Origin of the sequence: Lysinibacillus sp. G4S2, assembly GCF_030348505.1 — a bacterium.
Classification (GTDB): Bacteria; Bacillota; Bacilli; order Bacillales_A; family Planococcaceae; genus Lysinibacillus.
The window spans coordinates 376906-395510 of sequence record NZ_JAUCFJ010000002.1 but is presented as its reverse complement, the minus strand read 5'-3'; the positions used below and the strand labels follow the sequence as shown (position 1 = coordinate 395510).

The following is an 18605-nucleotide window of genomic DNA, read 5'->3' as shown; positions in this document are numbered from 1 at the left end:
ACTTAAAAAGCTATTTACTTTCACGCGCAACTTAAAGGACGAAAAGAGACTCGAAGCTTTACGCAATCCGAGCCTCTTCGTATTTAAGAAAATAACTTTTTACTCGCCATAAGCTATAGTTTGATAAAACCTAAAATAGAAGTCCGAATATTATGTTATTTCTTTTCATCAAAGTATTTTTGAGCACCTGGGTGAACATCAATGTTAATGCCCTGTAAACCTGTCTCCGCTTTGATAAATTCCCCTTTAGGGTGTGAAATTTTATCTGTGTTATCATAAATAGCTTTCGTCATTGAATAAACAACATCTTCTGGAAGATCTTTTTTCACCGCTAGCATTGCAAGTACTGAAACTGTCTCAGTATCTTTCGCGATACCATACGTTCCTTTTTTTACCGTATCTTTTGCATAGTAAGGGTATTTAGCAATTAACTCATCCGCTTTACCAGCGTCCATACCGATGATATTTACTTTAGTTGTTGCATTTAAAGCCTCAACAGCACCTGTTGGCGTACCTGCAGTAATAAACGCTGCATCAATTTGACCTGATTGCAGACCGTCAGTAGACTCACCGAAATCAAGGTTTTGGGCTTTGATATCATCTATTTTCAAACCGTGAATTTCAAGTAATTGTTCAGCATTTGCGTAAGTTCCAGAACCCGGAGCACCTACAGAAACCTTTTTCCCTTTTAAATCAGCGTATGATTTAATGCCTGATGCTTCAGTCGTTACTAATTGTACTGTTTCTGGATAAAGTGCACCTAAAGCAGCAATCGTATCGATTTTTTTACCATCAAACATCTTTGTTCCTTCAGTAGCGTAATAAGCAATATCTGATTGTACAAAAGCAATTTCACCTTTACCTTCTTGTAATGCAGTCATGTTAGCAGCAGACGCTTGAGAAACTTCAGCAGTTGTCTTAATGCCTGTTTCTTTTGAAATTAAATCAGCAAACGTTCCACCTAGTGCATAGTAAGTACCTTGTGTTCCACCTGTTAATAAGTTTAAAAATTTGGGCTTATCAGATGATGTCGAATCCCCCTTACTCGCGTCCTTAGAACCTGTTCCACTACCCGACCCACATGCAGCTAAAATCAATAGCGCAAAGGCACTTAATAGCATTAATAGCCTAAATTGTTTTTTCTTCAAAGTAACCTTCCCCCTTGGTTAAAAATAATAATCTACTTAAAATTATCAAATATAGTATAATAATGTCAATCTATTTATTGTAAATTCAGTCATTTATAATTATGCTATTTACCTTAAACGACAATCATTTCTGAATTTCAACAATTACTCCTTCAATCTTAATTTATCTATTTCAGACTATTAAATTCTTTTTCTAGCAAAACAAATTCAGTTAGCAAATGTATAAAAAGTGCATGTCGAATTATAATAAATGATCTTTCACTTTCTTTTATGTCTCTTTACCAAACGTGTGATTGATTTCCGTTCAGGCTGGGCGCTGGCGCTTTGTTGCTGACGCTTCGCTTTCGCACAGATAAAACATTTTGTTGCTGACGCTTCGCTTTCGCACAGAGCAAAGCTTCCTAGGGGCGTCCGCTGAGCCGATTTTTATTAACTAAACAAAAAATACTGTATCTAAAGTGATTTACTTCAGATACAGTCGATTCATTTTCTTTATTGAATTACGCCACAAGCAATTCTTTCACCAGAATTACCAGCAGGGTCTGTTTTATAATCGTCCTCTGACTCATGAATGACTAATGAAGTACCTTCTCCACCCAACAATGAGTTTGCAGCATTTTTATCTAATGTTAACCCTTCAGCTAAGAAGTTCATATCTACATTACCATCTTCGCCAACTTCTAGATTTGGAAGATCCCCCATATGATAGCCCTTCGGGTTATCCTTCCCATGCTCTTTATGTGTCGGATTAAAATGTGGGCCTGCTGATTCAAACTTTGGTGGCTCGCACTTCCCAACTGAATGAATATGAATGCCATGCGTTCCGGTAGGCAATCCAGATAGCGCGAGTGTCACCCTTACCCCATTATCCTCTTCCTGAAAATATGCATTTCCATAGCTTTCATTATTTTTACCGATGACTTTCGCAGTTGCAGTTGGTGCTGAATTTGCGTTAACCGCTACTTTTTGCTCCTTCTTCTCAAAGAAATTACAACCACCGACAAATACTAATAAGAAAATAATTAGTAAGCTCATTTTTTTCATAAAAATCCCTCCTCTATTTCTGATGTTTGCCAACAATCCTCCTACTTATGCAATTTTGATTAGAATTTTGTGAATCATTGGCAAAGCAGTAAATTTTGCAACCTTGTGAGCTATAGAGATTGGCATTTCGATTGAAACAAAATAAAAAGGATATCTCCAATTTAGGCTCATCATCATAACGTGTGGTGATGAGCCCAATTCAACGAGGCATCCCTTTACATACATTAATTCAAAATTTTAACAGTTACGGTTTTAACACCCCACTGACGAGCTTGTCCTTCAGTAGGAATAAATACATCAATTTTATTGCCTTTTATTGCTCCGCCAGTATCTGCTGCGATTGCCTCGCCATAACCTTCAACCCAAACCCTAGTACCAAGAGGAATAACACGTGGATCTACAGCAATTACCTTTAAGTTTGGATTAGATCTTATATCTGTTCCATTCGCTGTAATCCCCGAACACCCTTCACAATACGCTGTATAGGCAGTCGCCCGCATTGTTAGCGTTTTGCCTGACGCATTCGCTGGAGCACTTGCTTGTTTGGTATTTGATTTTGTTGCTGGTTTTGTATTTGTTGTTGTTGCTGGCTTTGTATTTGACGTTGTTGCTATCTTTTTAGTTTTGCTTACAGAAGTTTTAGGCAGTGCTGCCGATGCTTTAATAGCTAACAATTCGCCTACATAAATTACATCAGATGAGAGGTTATTCCATTCTTTCAGCTCATCCACCGACACTTTATTTTCACGGGCAATTGAAAATAATGTATCCCCATGCACAATGTGATGTTGGTCTTTCGATGCTTTTTCATTTTTCGTGTCATCTTCATTTGATTTTTTTTCAAAATTAAACCATTTCGGTTCTATTTCATTTAATAGCTCAAATTCTCCTGCAGATAAATCGTAAATCTTCGAGATTCCCCATAATACGTCGTCTGGCAAAACATTAAGTTTGTCCTCAGCGGAAGACGGGCTTGCAAATAAACTAATACCTAAAGTCAATGTTACAGCTAATGCTAATGCTTGTTTCTTCATAATTTTGTAATACCTCCATTTTTTATAATTTTGCAATCTGCTGCTAGCACACTAGAGTTGGGCTCTTTTATGCAAGCAATGCTAGAGAATGCAATTAATCACTCAGGACAATGGACCTGATATTACGAATTATTTCTATAAAAACGGAAAAATATACAATATCAATCATATTTTTAGTAAGTAAGAGATTTTTACGGAAAAACTACTGATATTTTATATGCAACTTTTATACGTTGGAAAATCAATAATTTTAACCGATAATATGTTAAAGGGGAATGTAGGGTGGAAAATAATACAATAATGTCTTCTCAGCTTATGGAGCTACAAAAAACTGTATAAATGAGTGTTATGTAAAGTGCACTCAATTTAAATACAGCAGCTACCGTCGACTTTTTAGAAGATCTGTTATAGCAGCAAGTGACCACACATCCGTATAAAGGGTCAGTTATTGATATTTCAATTTAACCAATCTCACTTTAAGTTCTTCACTTCATAATATTTGAAAGTTGGTGCCCTTTTTGATTAGAGTGATAGTAATGGACGATGAGCCATTAGCTCTTGTAAACATGGAGAAAAAGTTAAAGGAATTTAATTCAATAGAGGTCATTAAATCCTTTACAAATGTAAAAGATTTGCTTGCAGAGGGTCCAAGCTTGGATTTTCAAGTAGCATTTTTAGATATTGAAATGCCCGGCATGAATGGTTTAGAAATTGCGCGGGTATTAAAAGAATGGAACAAAAATATCCATATCGTATTTGTCACTGCGTATCGAGACTACGCTGTCCAAGCATTTGAAATTAACTCCCTTGACTATTTATTAAAGCCTATTTCAAAAGCTCGTCTAGAGACAACTATTAATAGAATCCAAGAACTCCTCCACCTAGAAGAAAAATCGACTCCTACACTAATAAAAAATAAATCACTAACGATACAATGTTTCGGAGGATTCGTTGTCTTACACGATGACAAAACCATCCATTGGAGAACGGTTAAAACAAAAGAATTATTTGCCTTTCTTTTTTCCAATCTTAATAGCCATGTTCCTCGTGATACAGTTATCGATGCTTTATGGGCAGAGACGGACTATAAAAAGGCAAGAGTGCAGTTACATACAACAGTCTCCTATCTGCGCACTACGCTTTCTACATTAGGCTATTTAGAAGTCATACAGTATGCAAATGGCTGCTATATTTTACAACTAGAGAATTTTCAATGTGATGCCCATATTTTAGAGCATATTTTAAATAATAAAATGGAGACCGGAAAGCTTGATATAGAGAAAGCTGAGGCACTAATACAAAACTATCAGGGTCAATATATGGCCACGTTAGATTATCCTTGGGTTACTAGCAAAGCAAATTTCATGAACAACCAATTTTCTCTTTTACTTCATGATTTAGTAGAGCATTATACAGCAATACATGATGTAAAAAAACGAGAGCATATATTACTTTTAACGCTCGAGCATAATCCATATTCCGATAGAAACATCCAACAGCTAATAAAACACTATATCGATGTGGATAATCGAGCAAGTGCAATAAAGGTTTACAATACCTTTAAAAGTACCTTGGTAGCTGATCTCGGTATTTTACCAGAGCACGAAACAACTGAGCTTTTTAATGCGATATCATTGGAAGTATAAATGACAATAAATTCAAATGAAAAGCATACTCAAGCCTTCCACAAAAGGCATCGAGACAGTTCACTCTCGATGCCTTTTTATCTTTTTTCTTTCTTCATGCATGGTAACTTTCTAAAATTCAGGAGGTCCATATGTCACTGTTAAAAAAAGCGACAATACGACATTCACTTTTCATTTTAATAATTTTTATAGTTCTTACTACATTCCGTTTACTATGGTTAGCACTTTTTCTACCTACGAGTAATCAACCGATTGCTCAGGAAGGTATATTTGATATTCGTAATCAGCAGCTATCCGATAAAGAAATTCTTCACTTAAATGGTGAATGGCTCTACTATCCCGGGTTATTAATAGATCCCTTAAACATGGACAATAACAAATATCCCCGATTATCCGAGCAGACAATCCAAAAGATTCCCATGCGAAATTCTGAGGCAACAACACAACGATATGGTACATACCATTTAAAAATTTTACTCAATCATAATGCACCTAAAGATAATCTTTATGCCATTCGGATTCCTGCAGTGTCTACTGCTTCAACATTATATATTAATGGGGAGCTGGTTGGTCAGTCAGGAAAAGTCGCTACTGATTCAACTAGTCATAAAGGGCAAGCCGCTCCTTATACTGTTTATTTTACGAATGAGCAACCTGAAATCGACTTAATTTTACATGTATCAAACTTTGATACACCCGCAAGTCCTATCATTACTAAAAGAGTACTATTTAGCTCTGCATCAGCTATGGCACATCACGAATTAATTACCGATATATCTCTTACTACCATTTCAGTAATGCTTGTAATGTTCGCACTTTTTAGTATTCTTGTGTTCCTATTTATTTATCGAAAGCCAATTGTATTACTTTTCACAGTAGGTTTTCTATTGCCTTTAGCAGATGAAATAATTTCATACGATCGCTCCATACTTGCTTGGTTACATCTTGATTATGTATGGTCTTTTAAATTATCTACCATCATTTATCTCGGAGCTTCTTTTTTCTTTGTTCAATTTATGCGTGTTTTACTAGTCAAATATCGTAATGCTAAATGCTTTCAGTGGATTCTTGCTTTCTATGTCCTCGGCGTATTCTTAACGGTCATTTTACCAATTGATTGGTTATACACGATAAATTTCCTTTTCTTTATACTTTATGGCATTTCATTTTTATTTGTAGTAGCACTTGCTTTAAGAGAGTATCTTGAAAATCAAAAAAAGAGCTCTGCTTTTATTGCACTGACGGCTCTAGGTTCAACAAATGGAATTATATGGGGGTTTGTCAAATCCATTTATGTTTTTGATATACCAATTTATCCATTCGATTATTTATTTGTCATGCTCGGTTTTTCGAGTTATTGGTTTAAACATTTTGTTGAAAATAAAGAACAAATTAATCAATTGAATGCTACATTACAAAAAGACAATGCATTAAAGGATGAATTTTTATCCAATAGTTCACAAAAGCTATGGGATCCCATGAATAAAATGATTACATTAGGACAGACCATTTATGATAATCCAAACAATAAGCTCGCAGTTGATGATAAACAAAATCTAAAGCTTTTAATTGATATTGGGCGAAGCATGTCCTTTACATTAAATGACATACTTGATTTCACTCGTTTAAAGGAAGGGTATTTACATCTCAATAAAAAAAACGTAAGCATTCAAGGTGTAGTTTATGGTGTTTTTGACATGTTACGCTTTATAACAAGTGGAAAACAAATTCAAATGAAATCTACCATTTCTAGAACATTTCCTAATGTAATGGCCGATGAAAATCGATTGATCCAAATTCTTTTTAATTTTTTATACACTGCCATTAAATATACAGGTGCTTGTGCTATAGAAATCAGTGCACATACGGAAAATGATCTGGCTGTAATCCATATTCGTGACACCGGATTAGGTATGGCCGATGACATTCGAAGTCGTCTATTTTCCCCTTCCGAACAAGGAAATGACAACTACGATGAGATCGGTATCGGGTTATTAATTTCAAAGAAGCTCATTGAATTGCACGGAGGAACTTTACAAATACATTCCATTCCTAACAAAGGATCGGATATCTATTTCACCTTACCATTAGCAGAGGAAAGTCTAAGTAAGGAGCAATCCTACATTGAGCAAGAGGACATATTTTCCCCTGTTGAAGAAAATACGTTATCAAACATAGTGGAAAAACAATTTAAAATTTTAATGGTCGATGATGATTCTGTAAACTTAACAATTATGCGTAGTTTATTCGCTACAACAGAATATGCTGTTACTACTATTACTAGCAGCGAAAAGGTATTAGAAGTATTACAGCAAGATGAGTGGGATTTAGTCATTATCGATGCGATGCTACCTTATATTTCTGGCTATGCATTAATTGAAATTATTCGAGAGCATTACTCATTACTTGAATTACCTATCTTATTGCTAACAGCACGTAATTATCCTGAGGATGTTTATACTGGTTTGGTTCGTGGAGCAAATGATTATGTTACAAAGCCCATTAATTCTATAGAGCTAAAAGTAAGAAGCAGAGCGTTAATTGATTTGAAATATAGCATCAATCAACAACTATATTTGGAAACAGCATGGCTTCAAGCTCAAATACAGCCACATTTTTTATTTAATACATTAAATACAATCGCATCACTTAGTACGATTGATACCGATCGAATGATTAACTTAATGCATCATTTCGGTGAATATCTACACGCAAGCTTTGATGTGCGAAATCTACAACGAGTAGTACCACTTAAGGATGAACTAGAGCTAGTGCGATCATATCTCTATATTGAACAGCAACGCTTTGGGGAATTGTTAAACATCGAATGGGATATTGATGACATTGTAAACATTGAAATTCCCCCTATCTCCTTACAAACTATTGTAGAAAATTCGATTCAGCATGGTGTCTTAAAACAGGAAGAAGGCGGAACAGTTTGTATCCGTATAAAGGATTTTCCAGATTATGTAGCAATAAGTGTTATAGATGATGGCGTTGGGATAGATCCAAGCAAATTAGATGAGCTACAATCAGGTAGTTATTCAACAAACTCTGGCGTAGGTATACGCAATACAGATCTACGTCTTAAAAGGATTTATGGACAGAGATTGCAAATTAATAGCACACTAAATGAAGGAACAACTATCACCTTCCACATTCCAAAAATTAACTGAACGAAATTAAAGAGCCATCACCTTCTCAAATGAGTTTGTGATGGCTCTTTAATTTCAAGTTACCGAAGAATTTTATGGATTTTTAAAAATCAGGGTGCATTAAAAGCATAAAGAAGAATAATCACATTACGTGGGTTAATTTCCGTTTCGACTGGGGGCTTTGTAGCTGACGCTTCGCTTTCGCGCAGATAAAACATTTGTTGCTGTCGCTTCGCTTTCGCTACAGAAAACATTTGTAGCTGACGCTTTGCTTTCGCACAGATAAACAATTGTTGCTGTCGCTTCGCTTTCGGACAGAGCAAAGCTTCCCGGGGACGTCCGATGAACCGCTTTGTTGTTGCTGTCGCTTCGCTTTCGCACAGATAAAACAATTGTTGCTGTCGCTTCGCTTTCGCACAGATAAAACAATTGTTGCTGTCGCTTCGCTTTCGCACAGATAAAACAATTGTTGCTGTCGCTTCGCTTTCGCACAGATAAAACAATTGTTGCTGTCGCTTCGCTTTCGCACAGATAAAACAATTGTTGCTGTCGCTTCGCTTTCGCACAGATAAAACATTTGTTGCTGTCGCTTCGCTTTCGCACAGATAAACAATTGTTGCTGCCGCTACGTTAACACTCCGCTTTCGCACTGAAAACATCCGCTTGCGCTCCAAGGTCTCATCTAGTGACGCTTGATCTCAAGGAGTCGCCCAGCCGCCACAACAGTCACAAAGATCTCCTTGAATTTTTCAACACTATGACAAATTCGCACTCCTCTCAGGGTGCGAATTTTTCATCCTTTACCAAAGTACAGGCTTTGCTACCATTAGCTATAACATAATGAGCAATAAGAAAATGTACATCCATGCTTTTCGATGTAGTAATGAAGCAAATTTTTGTTGGTCATAGGCAGGTGTATTAAATGTTCGTAAAGTCGGTTTGAACGCTCTTGCCAAAAAACAATGGAGGCAAGCAACACAAGAAATGTAAGAACAATCACGAGGTACTCAATGATAGCCTGCATGCCACATTAATAAAATACCCGATGCAACAAGAACATGTCCCGAATGCTTGACGATTGTAATTGCTCCTTTAAAAGCCTCAATATACGGTGACATCTCAACGCGGGATGCTGTACGCATTTTCTTAACAATTGGTAAAACTACAAACAAAGGCCCAATCGAAAGAATAGCACTTAAAATATGTATATAAAGAAGAAGTGTATAAATTGAAATCATTGGTGCATACTCCCTTTTAACTTTTTCAGTGGGTGTTTAAACACCTGCACCTGTCGCTACGCTTTCGGTACAAAAGACATTTGCTGAAAGTAGTTAAAGCCTCCAGCGGATGTCAGTCCCCCTCATTATAGCACCCAACATATGCGTGCTTTATCGGCAATTGTGAATCATTTGTAAACGCAAATTGAATCATTGTTAAATTGTTTGAAATCTGCACAAAGAGGTATGGATTATAGTAACATGCATATAGAACGAAAGGAGTGATTTTTATAGGAATTCATCAATTTTTACAAGCCTTAATGACCTAGAGCGTATTATTCGTTTGCCCTGGACGCTTCAAATTTGAAGAGCATAATGTGGCTGCTCACTCTTGGAAGGTATCACAGTACGCCATGTTCTTCGCTACACTTGAGGAAATGAATGGAGCTACGGTAAATTGGAAATCGTTATATGAAAAAACCATCAATCACGACTTTGCAGAAGTGTTTATTGGCGATATTAAAACTCCGGTAAAGCATGCGAGCCCTGAGCTTAAACAAATGCTTGCACATGTTGAAGAAAAAATGATGGAAAATTCATTATCAATGAGATTCCACAAGAATTTCAAGCTATCTTCTTTGAGCGAATGAAAGAAGGCAAGGACAGCACATTAGAAGGTCGTCTACTTGAATTTGCTGATAAGCTTGACCAATTTTATGAAGCCTTTGCTGAATTAAAACGCGGAAACACCGACAAAGGAATTTGTCTATATGTATCAAACAGCTCTTACCAAACTTTTAGTAGATCCCCCTCGAAGCTTCGGTTCACTATTTCCGTACTGAGATTTTGAAGGATGCTGTGAAGGAAAAAACACATATTGATATTCAAGCTTTGACAAATGAAGTATTAACATCAAATTAATATGGTGCATGTACAAGTTTTCCGACGAATTAACTCACGGAAGGCTTTTTTATTTTCTCAAAAAAGTCGTATAATGGTAAGAGATCGATTGGAGGAAGCCTTTGGCACAGGATTGTTCAATTGTAGAAGATTTATTACCTTTGTATAAAAATCAAACGCTCCAAGCACATACTGTAGAATATATCGAACAACATTTAGCTAATTGTGAGCATTGTCATCAGCTCGCTACTTCAGAGCAATCACGCGAGCATCATTTACCGATGAAAAGAACGGTAACATTTTTCCATCTTGTTTTTATCGTACTGTCCTTTATGTTTGCCATTAACTCATCCTTACTAGGCAATCATAAAAGCTTTGTTGTATCATACGCAATTTTTGGCTGTCTTACTTACTTCTTTTACAAAAACATTTGGATTGTTTTTGCTATTAGCTTTGTACCTGTTTTCGTATGGGCCATCATCCATAATACTAATAATCCACTCTACGTCACTAACTATTCCTTTACGGAAATTGGGACACTGTTGATTGGAGCTAGCTACATCGCTATTTTACATACTATATTTGCACTAATCGGCGCTGCTTTTGCTATTATGTTGCGTAGGCTGAAAAATAAAAAAGAGTCGGTTTTGAATAGTATCCCAACATCGTTTCCTTAGTTAGGGCTCTTCATTTCCTCGACTCTTTTTATAATTATTATGCTTTTTTAACGAACTCTGACTTTAATTTCATTGCACCAAAGCCATCGATTTTACAGTCAATATTGTGATCTCCTTCAACGAGACGAATGCTTTTCACCTTTGTCCCAATTTTTAATGTTGAAGAACTGCCTTTAACCTTTAAGTCCTTAATAACTGTTACGGAATCACCGTCTGCAAGTAGATTGCCATGTGCATCGCTTTACAATTAGTGTATCTGACTCCTGCTCTGTAGCATCTGCGCTCCACTCATGCGCACATTCTGGACATACAAAATTCGTTCCATCCTCATAAGTGTATTCAGAATTACATTTCGGACAATTTGGATATGCTGCCAATTCAGCTTCCTCCCTTAACTTTTTACTAGGTAAATCCTATTTATGCTCCTATCTTTACATAATTCGTCCTATTTAGCAAAGGTTGTTCGTATTTTTCGTTCTCATTTGTGAATAATATATGAGCAGCTTCAAGTATTTTGGGGATTTTCATTCCAGTCTTAAATGATTTGGAACTCTCGCCCATTGACTTTTTACGCAAACCATCTTACTTGCAAGTTTGTTTATCATCATTTATTATATCCTTAAAGGCTGCATTGTTCGTACAATATTAAGTTTTAACCTTTAAGCTGTAAAAGGAGTTTTATTATTGGAGTTGGAATGACGGGCCTCACACCAAGGTGCATGAGGATAAGCAGGAAAGCTTCTGCGAACACCCACTTTGAGGAGTGGTGGTTTAAAACTTTCTATAATAACTACGGCATACGCGGCTTTTTTAATTTTAATCTTACAGCCACACGGCTTTTGAACAAATCACCCTTCATTATTGGAGGGTGATTTTTTATGTGATTTTCGTGTCGTGTGCATATCGTGTGTTTTAAAATCGCATGAGAGAGGATGTTTTTTAAAGATTGTTTCAAAACATAAAACAAAGTAATTCTGGTGTTTACTTCTCATTGGGCACTCCACCAATTATTTCCTCTGAATAAAATCTCAGTTCAATTATTTAAAGAAAAATTTAAAGTGGGTGGGACAAAACTGGTCAAAACCTTAAAAAGCACGATAATTCAATTTAGAAACGTTGATTTCTCGCGTTTTTTGATGTTAAGTTTTTAAATTTTGCGTAAAAAATATGTTTTTGTCATAAGCGACGTAAATCATTAGTGCGGTCGAAGCGTTGCATGAAGATAGATGTCGATATTTTTCAAAAGTTGGTCGATAAATTAAAAAGTTGGTTGATAAATCGATAAAGTTGGATAAACAATCAAAAGTTCTCGACAAATCTCAAAACTGCAGCTCATTAAAGATTTCTGTCGCTGCGTTGCGCTCTACTCAATTTCGCTGCAGAAAAATGAGGTTTGTCCTAGCCTCTAATATGTATTTCATTTGTCCGTTATGTTTACTGGTTCTGGAATTGAGTTGAATTTACCCAACTTATGTTCTTCATTCCGGTCGCCTTTTATTGCATTTTTATAGATTTTTTCAACGCTGTCTTTGTGACTACCCCACCTATAATTAACTCTTCACATAAATCATATAATCCATATGTTCGAATAAACTCAGATTTTCTTCACTATCAGAATTAGTTACAATTTGCAATTCTAACTGTTTAATTACATGCGGAACGCTCGTATCATCTGTACAGATAATGGGTAAATGCAGAACTCTAGCTAAAGCAAGTGATGCGCTTCCCCATCATTTTTAGGTTTCCGACGATTAGGATTTGCTTTAGATTTAGCTGCTTCAATTTTGTTGAATTCAGACCTAATATTTCTTAGTTCAAAACGATAAATACTTCGTTCTTCATCTGTCAATTCGACTTTATCGGAAATTTCTGAATATTTATTTTCTGGATCGCATAACATCAATATTCCCCGCTGAAATAAATCGGTTAAAATCGGTCGAAATTTATTGGTTACTAACAATTCATCAAGAACAGCAGCATCTACGAACATAATACCACCTAGTTTGTCCAATAATCGTATAAAACTAAAATCATTAGAGTAGTAAGTACTAAAAATACATTTTCGTCTAATACTTTATTGGTATTACGTAAGCCGTATCCCTTCTTCATTTTCACCCTCCACCTTCCAATTATAACCAGTACTATTCTATAAAAATTCCTTCAACGGATCTTCTTCATCAGAAGTTGAGGGATTAGGAGTAGGTGTCTTCTATTCTTTGCTTATACAGCTTTTCATTATCAATTATTGCAATATCAAGAGGACTAGGGATAGCCATAAAATCAATGCGCTCTTTTTCCCAATCACTATCTTTATAATTCTTGATTTTGTCTTTAAATGATTTGTCTAACTTTCTTGATGTATGTAAGTTTAACTCAACTAATCTTCTCACAACAGCTTCATACGGTGCACAACTCATGTCTGCAAGGTTATAGATAATTCTTTCTTGGTCTTTCACTTCATCAATGAGTTTTCCCAAATACCTTTAACTAAGTTTTCCGGTAATAATAAAGTCGCTGCAAAACGATCCGCTGAACGTTCAACGACTTTTTTAGATTTTCATCATTGTTAGAATTGTTCGCATCAAACGCTTTAATTAATTTCTCATGCTCAGGAGTTAAATGAAATAATTCATGAGCTAAAGTAAAGTATTGAACTCTATACGATTGATATGTATTAATAAAAACATAACTGTCTTCTTTTCCATCTTTATAATATTGAACTTTCCACCAAATAAAAATGGATCATTCATATATTCATAGATAATTGCTGATTTACCTAAATTTCTCACAAACTGCTCAATATAGGCTCCGATAAAAGTGGATGAACCGAAATTATTTTCTAACATACGCCTAGCTGTAATTTCAGCTAATTGTTCACCAAACTCCATTAGAAGATCAGTGAATTTTATTTTTTCTGACATCTTATCACCCTTTCGATAAAAAATATCACACGTGTTGATTAACCAAAATTATACAGTAGTTGAATGATTTATGTTCCAATGAAACACCAGGATTTCTTTCACTGATTCGCCATTCTATTGGCAGGGCAGCACAAAGAAACATCCGTGTAAAACCTACGAATGATAAGGGTTTGATATTATTTTTCTTATTCCCTTGTGTATGAAGAAATTTCAAACAAACATAGGCAATAAGGACTACGAATAGCTGATTGAATACAGCATTTTTTGTTGTTCCGAATAGAACAGGTACGTTCAAGTTTTGTTTAATCCAACGGAAAAAATTTTCAATCGCCCAACGTGACTTATACATGTTGGCAATTTCTTCAGCGGTGATATCCATTAAACTTGTCACGACACGTATTTCTTTATCTTCATGATCTATGAATTGAACGACACGATGGCGTTTTTTCGTTTGTTTTTGTGGCGTCCCAAGCGTACAAGTAAAATCAGCTGTCACATTGGAATCGTTGGTACGACTACCTTGGAGCGATTTTTGCGATTTAATTGCACATTGTCTTTTAAACGTAACACAAAATGTTGATATTCTTTCAGGTAGCGATCGACTTTATCAATAGAAAAGTAGGCACGGTCACAAACGAGGATAAACCTTTTATCTTCAAGGAATTCGCCAATGGGACCATCATGTTTTAAACCGGTTGTTTCTACGACTTTTAAGGGCATCGCAGTTTCATTAGTAAAACTAACATGTAATTTGATTCCTGAACGTTCGCCGTGATAGACAGCCCAAGGTAATCTTGTTTTGCCTACTGTAATGGTAGTTGAATCAACGGCTAATAATCTTTTCGGCAATTTCAATTTACGACGAGCTGCACGGTTGAGCTTCCCGACAATCACTTCAAAAATTCGTTTGATGATGCCATAATCAAGTGCCTTTAAATGTTTAGAAAGCGATGAATGATTCACCGAAACAAGACCGTTACTTGGACCCACATCCGCTGCGTGGCGTAAACTTTTCCACTCGTTCGTGGCAGCACCAATTAAATACGAAATGAGCGTGGGAACTGTACATTTTCGTGCTGTTTCTACATAACCGAATTCGCTTAAGATTGATTGCCATTCTTCCTCTGAAAGAAAGGTTTGAATGAGTGTAAAAATCGTGTTATTCTTGTTCAAGAGAGATTCCTCATTTCGTAATTGTTTGTGTAGTAACTAACATTTTACATGAGAATCTCTCTTTTTGTATAATTTTTATTGGAAGAAATTAGATAATCAACACGCGTGAAAAAATATAAAATTAGATTAAATTAAATTATTCATTATTAGAGGTATTGTTCCTCAATTTTAGAAATAACTCTGTCTATTCCAAGTTGCCCTGAAAAGTTAGATATTTTACCGCGTAAATGTATTTTGTATGGTTCTTCTCCTGCTAATAAATCATCTAAAGTGACACCTATTATTTGGGCTACTTGTTCAAATCTTGTATTAGGTAATTGTTTTTTCCGGTTTAAATATTGACCAACCAATGCGTCTGTAACACCTAGCATTTCTGCCAATTCACGATTAGTAATCCCGCTCTCATTTTTCCATTGATTTAATTTCTCCACAACAACGGCATTAATATTCATATACAACACTCCCTTTAAAAATCGATACGATAGATAAAATATTAATCCTAAAAGATAAATCCCTCACCACCTTAAACATAACAAATAAACACATTTAACACAAGATAATAAATTTATAAAAATCGCAGAACCCAGTTATTCAAATTATTTATAAAGACACTCCAAATAATTAAGTTTAAATAATTAGTTTATCAATATTTTTCTGTATGGATGACGCTCCGTTAGCTTGAGTTCGCAAGATTAAACAAACCTGTATCAAACAAGGTTAAGCATTAAAACACACTTAGACAAAATATATGCTTTGATTAATTTTCAAGTACACTTCATCAACTCTTCATTTATCTCTTTTCATAACTCCGGTAGCTTAACCGATAGTAGCGCATTAATCCAACTATTTCTGTATTAACAGTATGTGAATACAATCCCCTAATTATTATCAGTATCACTTCCCTCTAAAGCTGCATGAATTTCATTCCAAAGTGTAAGTATGCTTTATTTTTATTGCTGCTAACTTAACTCATATCAATACTATCTCCGCACAATATACCCCTTTTTACGAGGGCCTTTTAATTTCTTATCAACAATCTTATTAACATCTGTGGATGGTTTTTTAATTGGTTGTTCTAAAATATCATACATAGTCATTTGTTTTTGTTCTTCCATATTTTATTTCCCCTCTCTACCATTCCAGCCAATTTTCTATATTTGATCTACTATTTATTTGTGTACAACTTCACGCTCATTAGGTCCGTTAATATAGGATAAAACCGAACTGGACATTCTCTATTAGCTGTTTCTTTTATATATGATGATTTATTCGATTTATTACTTAAACACCCTATTACCTTTCTATTGGCACTTACAAGTACGTCTCTAAACGTACTAGCGGATTAAGTAAGGTTATCTATTTTTTGTCTCTTAAGTTTCTTATTTATGGGGACGATTATTTGTTAAATAATTTCCAAACAATTATAATTTACAATTGTAAAATACTGTTATATAACCCGTATTCCGGATTATCGGATGCCCCCAAGTAAGCGCCCAGCCGGAACGGAAATCAACCACACGTTATGGTGATGAGCTAGTATTTTTACAAATAGAAATATAATAAAAGGGGTTTTTAGAATGAGTAAACCAGAATTATATGTTAGTTTAGCAGTTGGTCCAAATACTGATATGGAAGCGTATGCCTTACGTTCTACCCTTGAGTACTTTGGAGCAAGAGTTACAGTACATTGGATAGGCAGACCCAATGACCTTATAGATTTGTTATCAGGAGAAGATCGAGACGAAAAGATTGATTATTTAATTCTAGATTTCCATGGTGATGAAGGTAGATTATGTATGAATGAGCTAGGAGAAGATGCTTATGAAGGAGACGAGCCCCGAGGAGAATTTTTTGGTCCTGAGGAAGTAATGCGTTATTCAAAATTAAATGATATAAAAGTTATCGCTGCTGGCTGTACATTAGGTGTTGAACAATTAGCATCAGCATTTTTAAAAAGTGGCTGTCATTCTTATATCGCCCCAAATGATTACATAGATGGCAATGCAAATCTAATGTTTTTAATACGATTTATGTATGAAATTATTCAAAATAACAAAACTCAGCAAGAAGCTTTTGACATTGCAAAATCTTTGGATGAAGAAACTTCAATGTATCAGCTTTATTTATCGTAAACATATCTTTTATCAGGTGTGTTGATTTTTTTCCATCCTAATTAAATTAGAAGGCTATGATTTCCGCTACGGGAGCGTCGAGTAGCCCTACGCTACAAACTCTTCACCACAATTTGTAGTTGATTTCTTGATAGAAAGTGCTTGTTTTTCGATAAAAGCTCAAATAGTTTCGATAAAATGAGATTTTGTTTCGATAAATCCTCAAAGTATTCCTATAAAACGAACGAAAAAACAACCAGGTACTCACGATGAGCGCCTGGTTATTTGTTTAAACGGTTAGTAGCCTTTTAAAATATTTTAGTTTGAAATTTGTGTTTTCTTAAACATTGAAATCAATGCTACACCAGCTAATGACACAATCCCTAAGAAGAATAATAAAAAGCCTATTGGAATTAAGAAGAAAGGTTCTTCTAAAGTGCCATCAGCAGCTACACTACTTCCAATGATAGCCTTTGCAATAAAACAGATTACTCCTAAAAGAATTGGTGTCGATGCGATTACATATTTCATTTTCATAATATCTTCCTCCATTAAAGTTAGTTTAATTATTTTTTTGATATTCCAAAATATCACCTGGTTGACAGTCTAATACTTCACATATTTTTTCTAATGTTGAAAATTTGACTGCTTTTACTTTTCCATTTTTTAGAATCGAGACGTTTGCCATTGTGATACCCAGTTTTTCCGATAATACCGTAACACTCATTTTCCTTTTCGCTAGCATCACATCAAGATTAACTATGATAACCATGTTACACCTCAAACTGTTAATTCATTATCCTCTTTAAGTTCACTTGCTTTACCCATCAAATAAGAAAGCAAAGAAGTAAATACAGAAATAACTACTGCAAAAAATAGAATAAGCAAAAGAATCATTAAAAGATTAGTATTGTAGTTCCCACTAATAAATACATAAAGCAGTGCGATAACATATAAAACTCCTTCTGTCATTGCTAAAACACTTATACGCTTTAACCTATTTGCATTTTTTAATGTAAAATCGTTACCTACATTAATATCTGAACAGATACTCCAACCTATACATAAAGCAAGAAAGTAAGGGATGCCGGTTATCCATATAAAAGCAACAAAAGGTTTATATAACTCTTTTAAGGAATCAAAATCTAGCAATATATTCTTCCCTGTTTCTGGTCCAACATAGATACAGAACAACAAACCAAATAACCAACAAAATACGATAATTATTTTTAACCACTTTGCTAATTCCTTCTGTTTCATACCTCACCGCCTTCTCAACTTTCTAATGTTAGAATAATCGATAACACATTCTTAGTCAATACTTTTTTATCGTAAAACAATAAATAATTATCCTTTATCTATAAATACCCCTGATTTAAATCATCATAAAAAAAGACCAGATACTCACAATAAATTACGATTTACAATAACACCCATAATTTCTGAGATTGATTTAATATGATCACAGGTCCCTCCACTGCATAAGAGATGCTTGCGACAATGCACCAATCCTTTTTTCCATTTGAATGCATAATAAAAGCCCTCCACAGATGTGTGGAAGGCATAAACCCAAACGTTT

General features: G+C 35.1%; 19 protein-coding genes, 1 other RNA gene and 3 pseudogenes. 6 read left to right on the top strand and 17 right to left on the bottom strand.

Annotation, left to right across the window (positions count from 1 at the left end; genetic code table 11):
- Positions 1–155: 155 nt before the first annotated feature.
- The 3 genes from QUF91_RS02300 to QUF91_RS02290 all read right to left on the bottom strand — a co-directional run bounded on the left by QUF91_RS02300 (position 156) and on the right by QUF91_RS02290 (position 3226).
- The gene (locus tag QUF91_RS02300) at positions 156–1148 is read right to left on the bottom strand and encodes a TAXI family TRAP transporter solute-binding subunit (protein WP_289416708.1); all 993 of its coding nucleotides are present in this window, start codon (positions 1146–1148) and stop codon (positions 156–158) included.
- Positions 1149–1640: 492 nt separating this feature from the next.
- On the bottom strand, positions 1641–2192 hold the full coding sequence (locus QUF91_RS02295; RefSeq protein ID WP_289416707.1) for a superoxide dismutase family protein: 552 nt from the start codon (positions 2190–2192) through the stop codon (positions 1641–1643).
- 224 nt (positions 2193–2416) lie between these two features.
- Positions 2417–3226 carry a LysM peptidoglycan-binding and 3D domain-containing protein gene (locus QUF91_RS02290; protein WP_289416706.1) on the bottom strand — a complete coding sequence of 270 codons (810 nt, stop codon included), beginning with the start codon at positions 3224–3226 and terminating at the stop codon, positions 2417–2419.
- Positions 3227–3753: 527 nt separating this feature from the next.
- On the opposite strand from QUF91_RS02290, the gene QUF91_RS02285 reads away from it, so the two are divergent.
- Together QUF91_RS02285 and QUF91_RS02280 are read left to right on the top strand one after the other, a co-directional pair.
- Complete coding sequence (locus QUF91_RS02285; RefSeq protein WP_289420016.1) at positions 3754–4872, top strand: response regulator; 1119 nt, start codon at positions 3754–3756, stop codon at positions 4870–4872.
- A 131-nt stretch (positions 4873–5003) separates the two neighbouring features.
- Complete coding sequence (locus QUF91_RS02280) at positions 5004–8048, top strand: ATP-binding protein (protein WP_289416705.1); 3045 nt, start codon at positions 5004–5006, stop codon at positions 8046–8048.
- An 89-nt stretch (positions 8049–8137) separates the two neighbouring features.
- On the opposite strand, the gene QUF91_RS02275 is transcribed toward QUF91_RS02280, so the two are convergent.
- Positions 8138–8686, bottom strand: coding sequence for a hypothetical protein (locus tag QUF91_RS02275; RefSeq protein WP_289416704.1), 549 nt, complete (start codon positions 8684–8686; stop codon positions 8138–8140).
- 171 nt (positions 8687–8857) lie between these two features.
- Positions 8858–9265, bottom strand: a pseudogene (locus QUF91_RS28250) (hypothetical protein).
- Positions 9266–9621: 356 nt separating this feature from the next.
- On the opposite strand from QUF91_RS28250, the pseudogene QUF91_RS02265 reads away from it, so the two are divergent.
- Both QUF91_RS02265 and QUF91_RS02260 read left to right on the top strand, forming a co-directional pair.
- Positions 9622–10094, top strand: a pseudogene (locus QUF91_RS02265) (YfbR-like 5'-deoxynucleotidase).
- Between the two features lie 172 nt (positions 10095–10266).
- A complete protein-coding gene (locus QUF91_RS02260) occupies positions 10267–10821 on the top strand; it encodes a zf-HC2 domain-containing protein (protein ID WP_289416702.1) in 555 nt (184 codons plus the stop codon).
- A 37-nt stretch (positions 10822–10858) separates the two neighbouring features.
- Here the strand turns inward: QUF91_RS02260 and QUF91_RS02255 are convergent.
- Positions 10859–11198: pseudogene (locus QUF91_RS02255) on the bottom strand (zinc ribbon domain-containing protein YjdM).
- A 243-nt stretch (positions 11199–11441) separates the two neighbouring features.
- Between QUF91_RS02255 and ssrS the strand changes: the two are divergent.
- Positions 11442–11633, top strand: a non-coding RNA gene (gene ssrS, locus QUF91_RS02250) — 6S RNA.
- Between the two features lie 893 nt (positions 11634–12526).
- Here ssrS and QUF91_RS02245 read toward each other — a convergent pair.
- From QUF91_RS02245 to QUF91_RS02215, 8 genes are all read right to left on the bottom strand, one after another.
- Positions 12527–12811: a hypothetical protein gene (locus QUF91_RS02245; RefSeq protein ID WP_289416701.1), complete on the bottom strand. Its 285-nt coding sequence runs from the start codon at positions 12809–12811 to the stop codon at positions 12527–12529.
- 202 nt (positions 12812–13013) lie between these two features.
- The gene (locus QUF91_RS02240) at positions 13014–13298 is read right to left on the bottom strand and encodes a hypothetical protein (RefSeq protein ID WP_289416700.1); all 285 of its coding nucleotides are present in this window, start codon (positions 13296–13298) and stop codon (positions 13014–13016) included.
- A 10-nt stretch (positions 13299–13308) separates the two neighbouring features.
- A complete protein-coding gene (locus QUF91_RS28035; protein ID WP_353957863.1) occupies positions 13309–13500 on the bottom strand; it encodes a hypothetical protein in 192 nt (63 codons plus the stop codon).
- Positions 13458–13742, bottom strand: a complete 285-nt coding sequence (locus QUF91_RS02235) for a hypothetical protein (RefSeq protein ID WP_289416699.1) — start codon at positions 13740–13742, stop codon at positions 13458–13460. Before QUF91_RS02235 ends, QUF91_RS28035 begins: the two co-directional genes overlap by 43 nt.
- 25 nt (positions 13743–13767) lie before the next feature.
- Entirely contained in the window at positions 13768–14238 is a 471-nt protein-coding gene (locus tag QUF91_RS02230) for a transposase (RefSeq protein WP_289416698.1), read from the bottom strand.
- Positions 14235–14915, bottom strand: a complete 681-nt coding sequence (locus tag QUF91_RS02225; protein ID WP_289416697.1) for an IS4 family transposase — start codon at positions 14913–14915, stop codon at positions 14235–14237. The genes QUF91_RS02230 and QUF91_RS02225 overlap by 4 nt, the downstream gene beginning before the upstream one ends.
- A 146-nt stretch (positions 14916–15061) precedes the next feature.
- A complete protein-coding gene (locus QUF91_RS02220; protein ID WP_285399730.1) occupies positions 15062–15367 on the bottom strand; it encodes a helix-turn-helix domain-containing protein in 306 nt (101 codons plus the stop codon).
- A gap of 528 nt (positions 15368–15895) precedes the next feature.
- The gene (locus QUF91_RS02215) at positions 15896–16030 is read right to left on the bottom strand and encodes a hypothetical protein (protein ID WP_289416696.1); all 135 of its coding nucleotides are present in this window, start codon (positions 16028–16030) and stop codon (positions 15896–15898) included.
- A gap of 462 nt (positions 16031–16492) precedes the next feature.
- On the opposite strand from QUF91_RS02215, the gene QUF91_RS02210 reads away from it, so the two are divergent.
- On the top strand, positions 16493–17047 hold the full coding sequence (locus QUF91_RS02210) for a delta-aminolevulinic acid dehydratase (RefSeq protein WP_289416695.1): 555 nt from the start codon (positions 16493–16495) through the stop codon (positions 17045–17047).
- A 297-nt stretch (positions 17048–17344) separates the two neighbouring features.
- Here QUF91_RS02210 and QUF91_RS02205 read toward each other — a convergent pair whose 3' ends face one another.
- Genes QUF91_RS02205 through QUF91_RS02195 form a run of 3 tightly spaced genes read right to left on the bottom strand, consistent with a single transcriptional unit; the run spans position 17345 to position 18286 of the window.
- Positions 17345–17563: a DUF3955 domain-containing protein gene (locus tag QUF91_RS02205; RefSeq protein ID WP_285399735.1), complete on the bottom strand. Its 219-nt coding sequence runs from the start codon at positions 17561–17563 to the stop codon at positions 17345–17347.
- 25 nt (positions 17564–17588) lie between these two features.
- The gene (locus QUF91_RS02200; RefSeq protein WP_289416694.1) at positions 17589–17798 is read right to left on the bottom strand and encodes a helix-turn-helix domain-containing protein; all 210 of its coding nucleotides are present in this window, start codon (positions 17796–17798) and stop codon (positions 17589–17591) included.
- Positions 17799–17806: 8 nt separating this feature from the next.
- Positions 17807–18286 carry a DUF2975 domain-containing protein gene (locus QUF91_RS02195; protein WP_289416693.1) on the bottom strand — a complete coding sequence of 160 codons (480 nt, stop codon included), beginning with the start codon at positions 18284–18286 and terminating at the stop codon, positions 17807–17809.
- Positions 18287–18605 lie beyond the last annotated feature (319 nt).

What these genes read in the sequence shown, in the direction of transcription:
- QUF91_RS02245 (WP_289416701.1), bottom strand. Translation starts at nt 12,811, where the DNA reads ATGTTCGTAGATGCTGCTGTTCTTGATGAATTGTTAGTAACCAATAAA.
- QUF91_RS02195 (WP_289416693.1), bottom strand. Translation starts at nt 18,286, where the DNA reads ATGAAACAGAAGGAATTAGCAAAGTGGTTAAAAATAATTATCGTATTT.
- QUF91_RS02295 (WP_289416707.1), bottom strand. Translation starts at nt 2,192, where the DNA reads ATGAAAAAAATGAGCTTACTAATTATTTTCTTATTAGTATTTGTCGGT.
- QUF91_RS02290 (WP_289416706.1), bottom strand. Translation starts at nt 3,226, where the DNA reads ATGAAGAAACAAGCATTAGCATTAGCTGTAACATTGACTTTAGGTATT.
- QUF91_RS02275 (WP_289416704.1), bottom strand. Translation starts at nt 8,686, where the DNA reads ATGTTTTCAGTGCGAAAGCGGAGTGTTAACGTAGCGGCAGCAACAATT.
- QUF91_RS02220 (WP_285399730.1), bottom strand. Translation starts at nt 15,367, where the DNA reads ATGAATATTAATGCCGTTGTTGTGGAGAAATTAAATCAATGGAAAAAT.
- QUF91_RS02210 (WP_289416695.1), top strand. Translation starts at nt 16,493, where the DNA reads ATGAGTAAACCAGAATTATATGTTAGTTTAGCAGTTGGTCCAAATACT.
- QUF91_RS02215 (WP_289416696.1), bottom strand. Translation starts at nt 16,030, where the DNA reads ATGGAAGAACAAAAACAAATGACTATGTATGATATTTTAGAACAACCA.
- QUF91_RS02205 (WP_285399735.1), bottom strand. Translation starts at nt 17,563, where the DNA reads ATGAAAATGAAATATGTAATCGCATCGACACCAATTCTTTTAGGAGTA.
- QUF91_RS02200 (WP_289416694.1), bottom strand. Translation starts at nt 17,798, where the DNA reads ATGGTTATCATAGTTAATCTTGATGTGATGCTAGCGAAAAGGAAAATG.
- QUF91_RS02235 (WP_289416699.1), bottom strand. Translation starts at nt 13,742, where the DNA reads ATGTCAGAAAAAATAAAATTCACTGATCTTCTAATGGAGTTTGGTGAA.
- QUF91_RS02280 (WP_289416705.1), top strand. Translation starts at nt 5,004, where the DNA reads ATGTCACTGTTAAAAAAAGCGACAATACGACATTCACTTTTCATTTTA.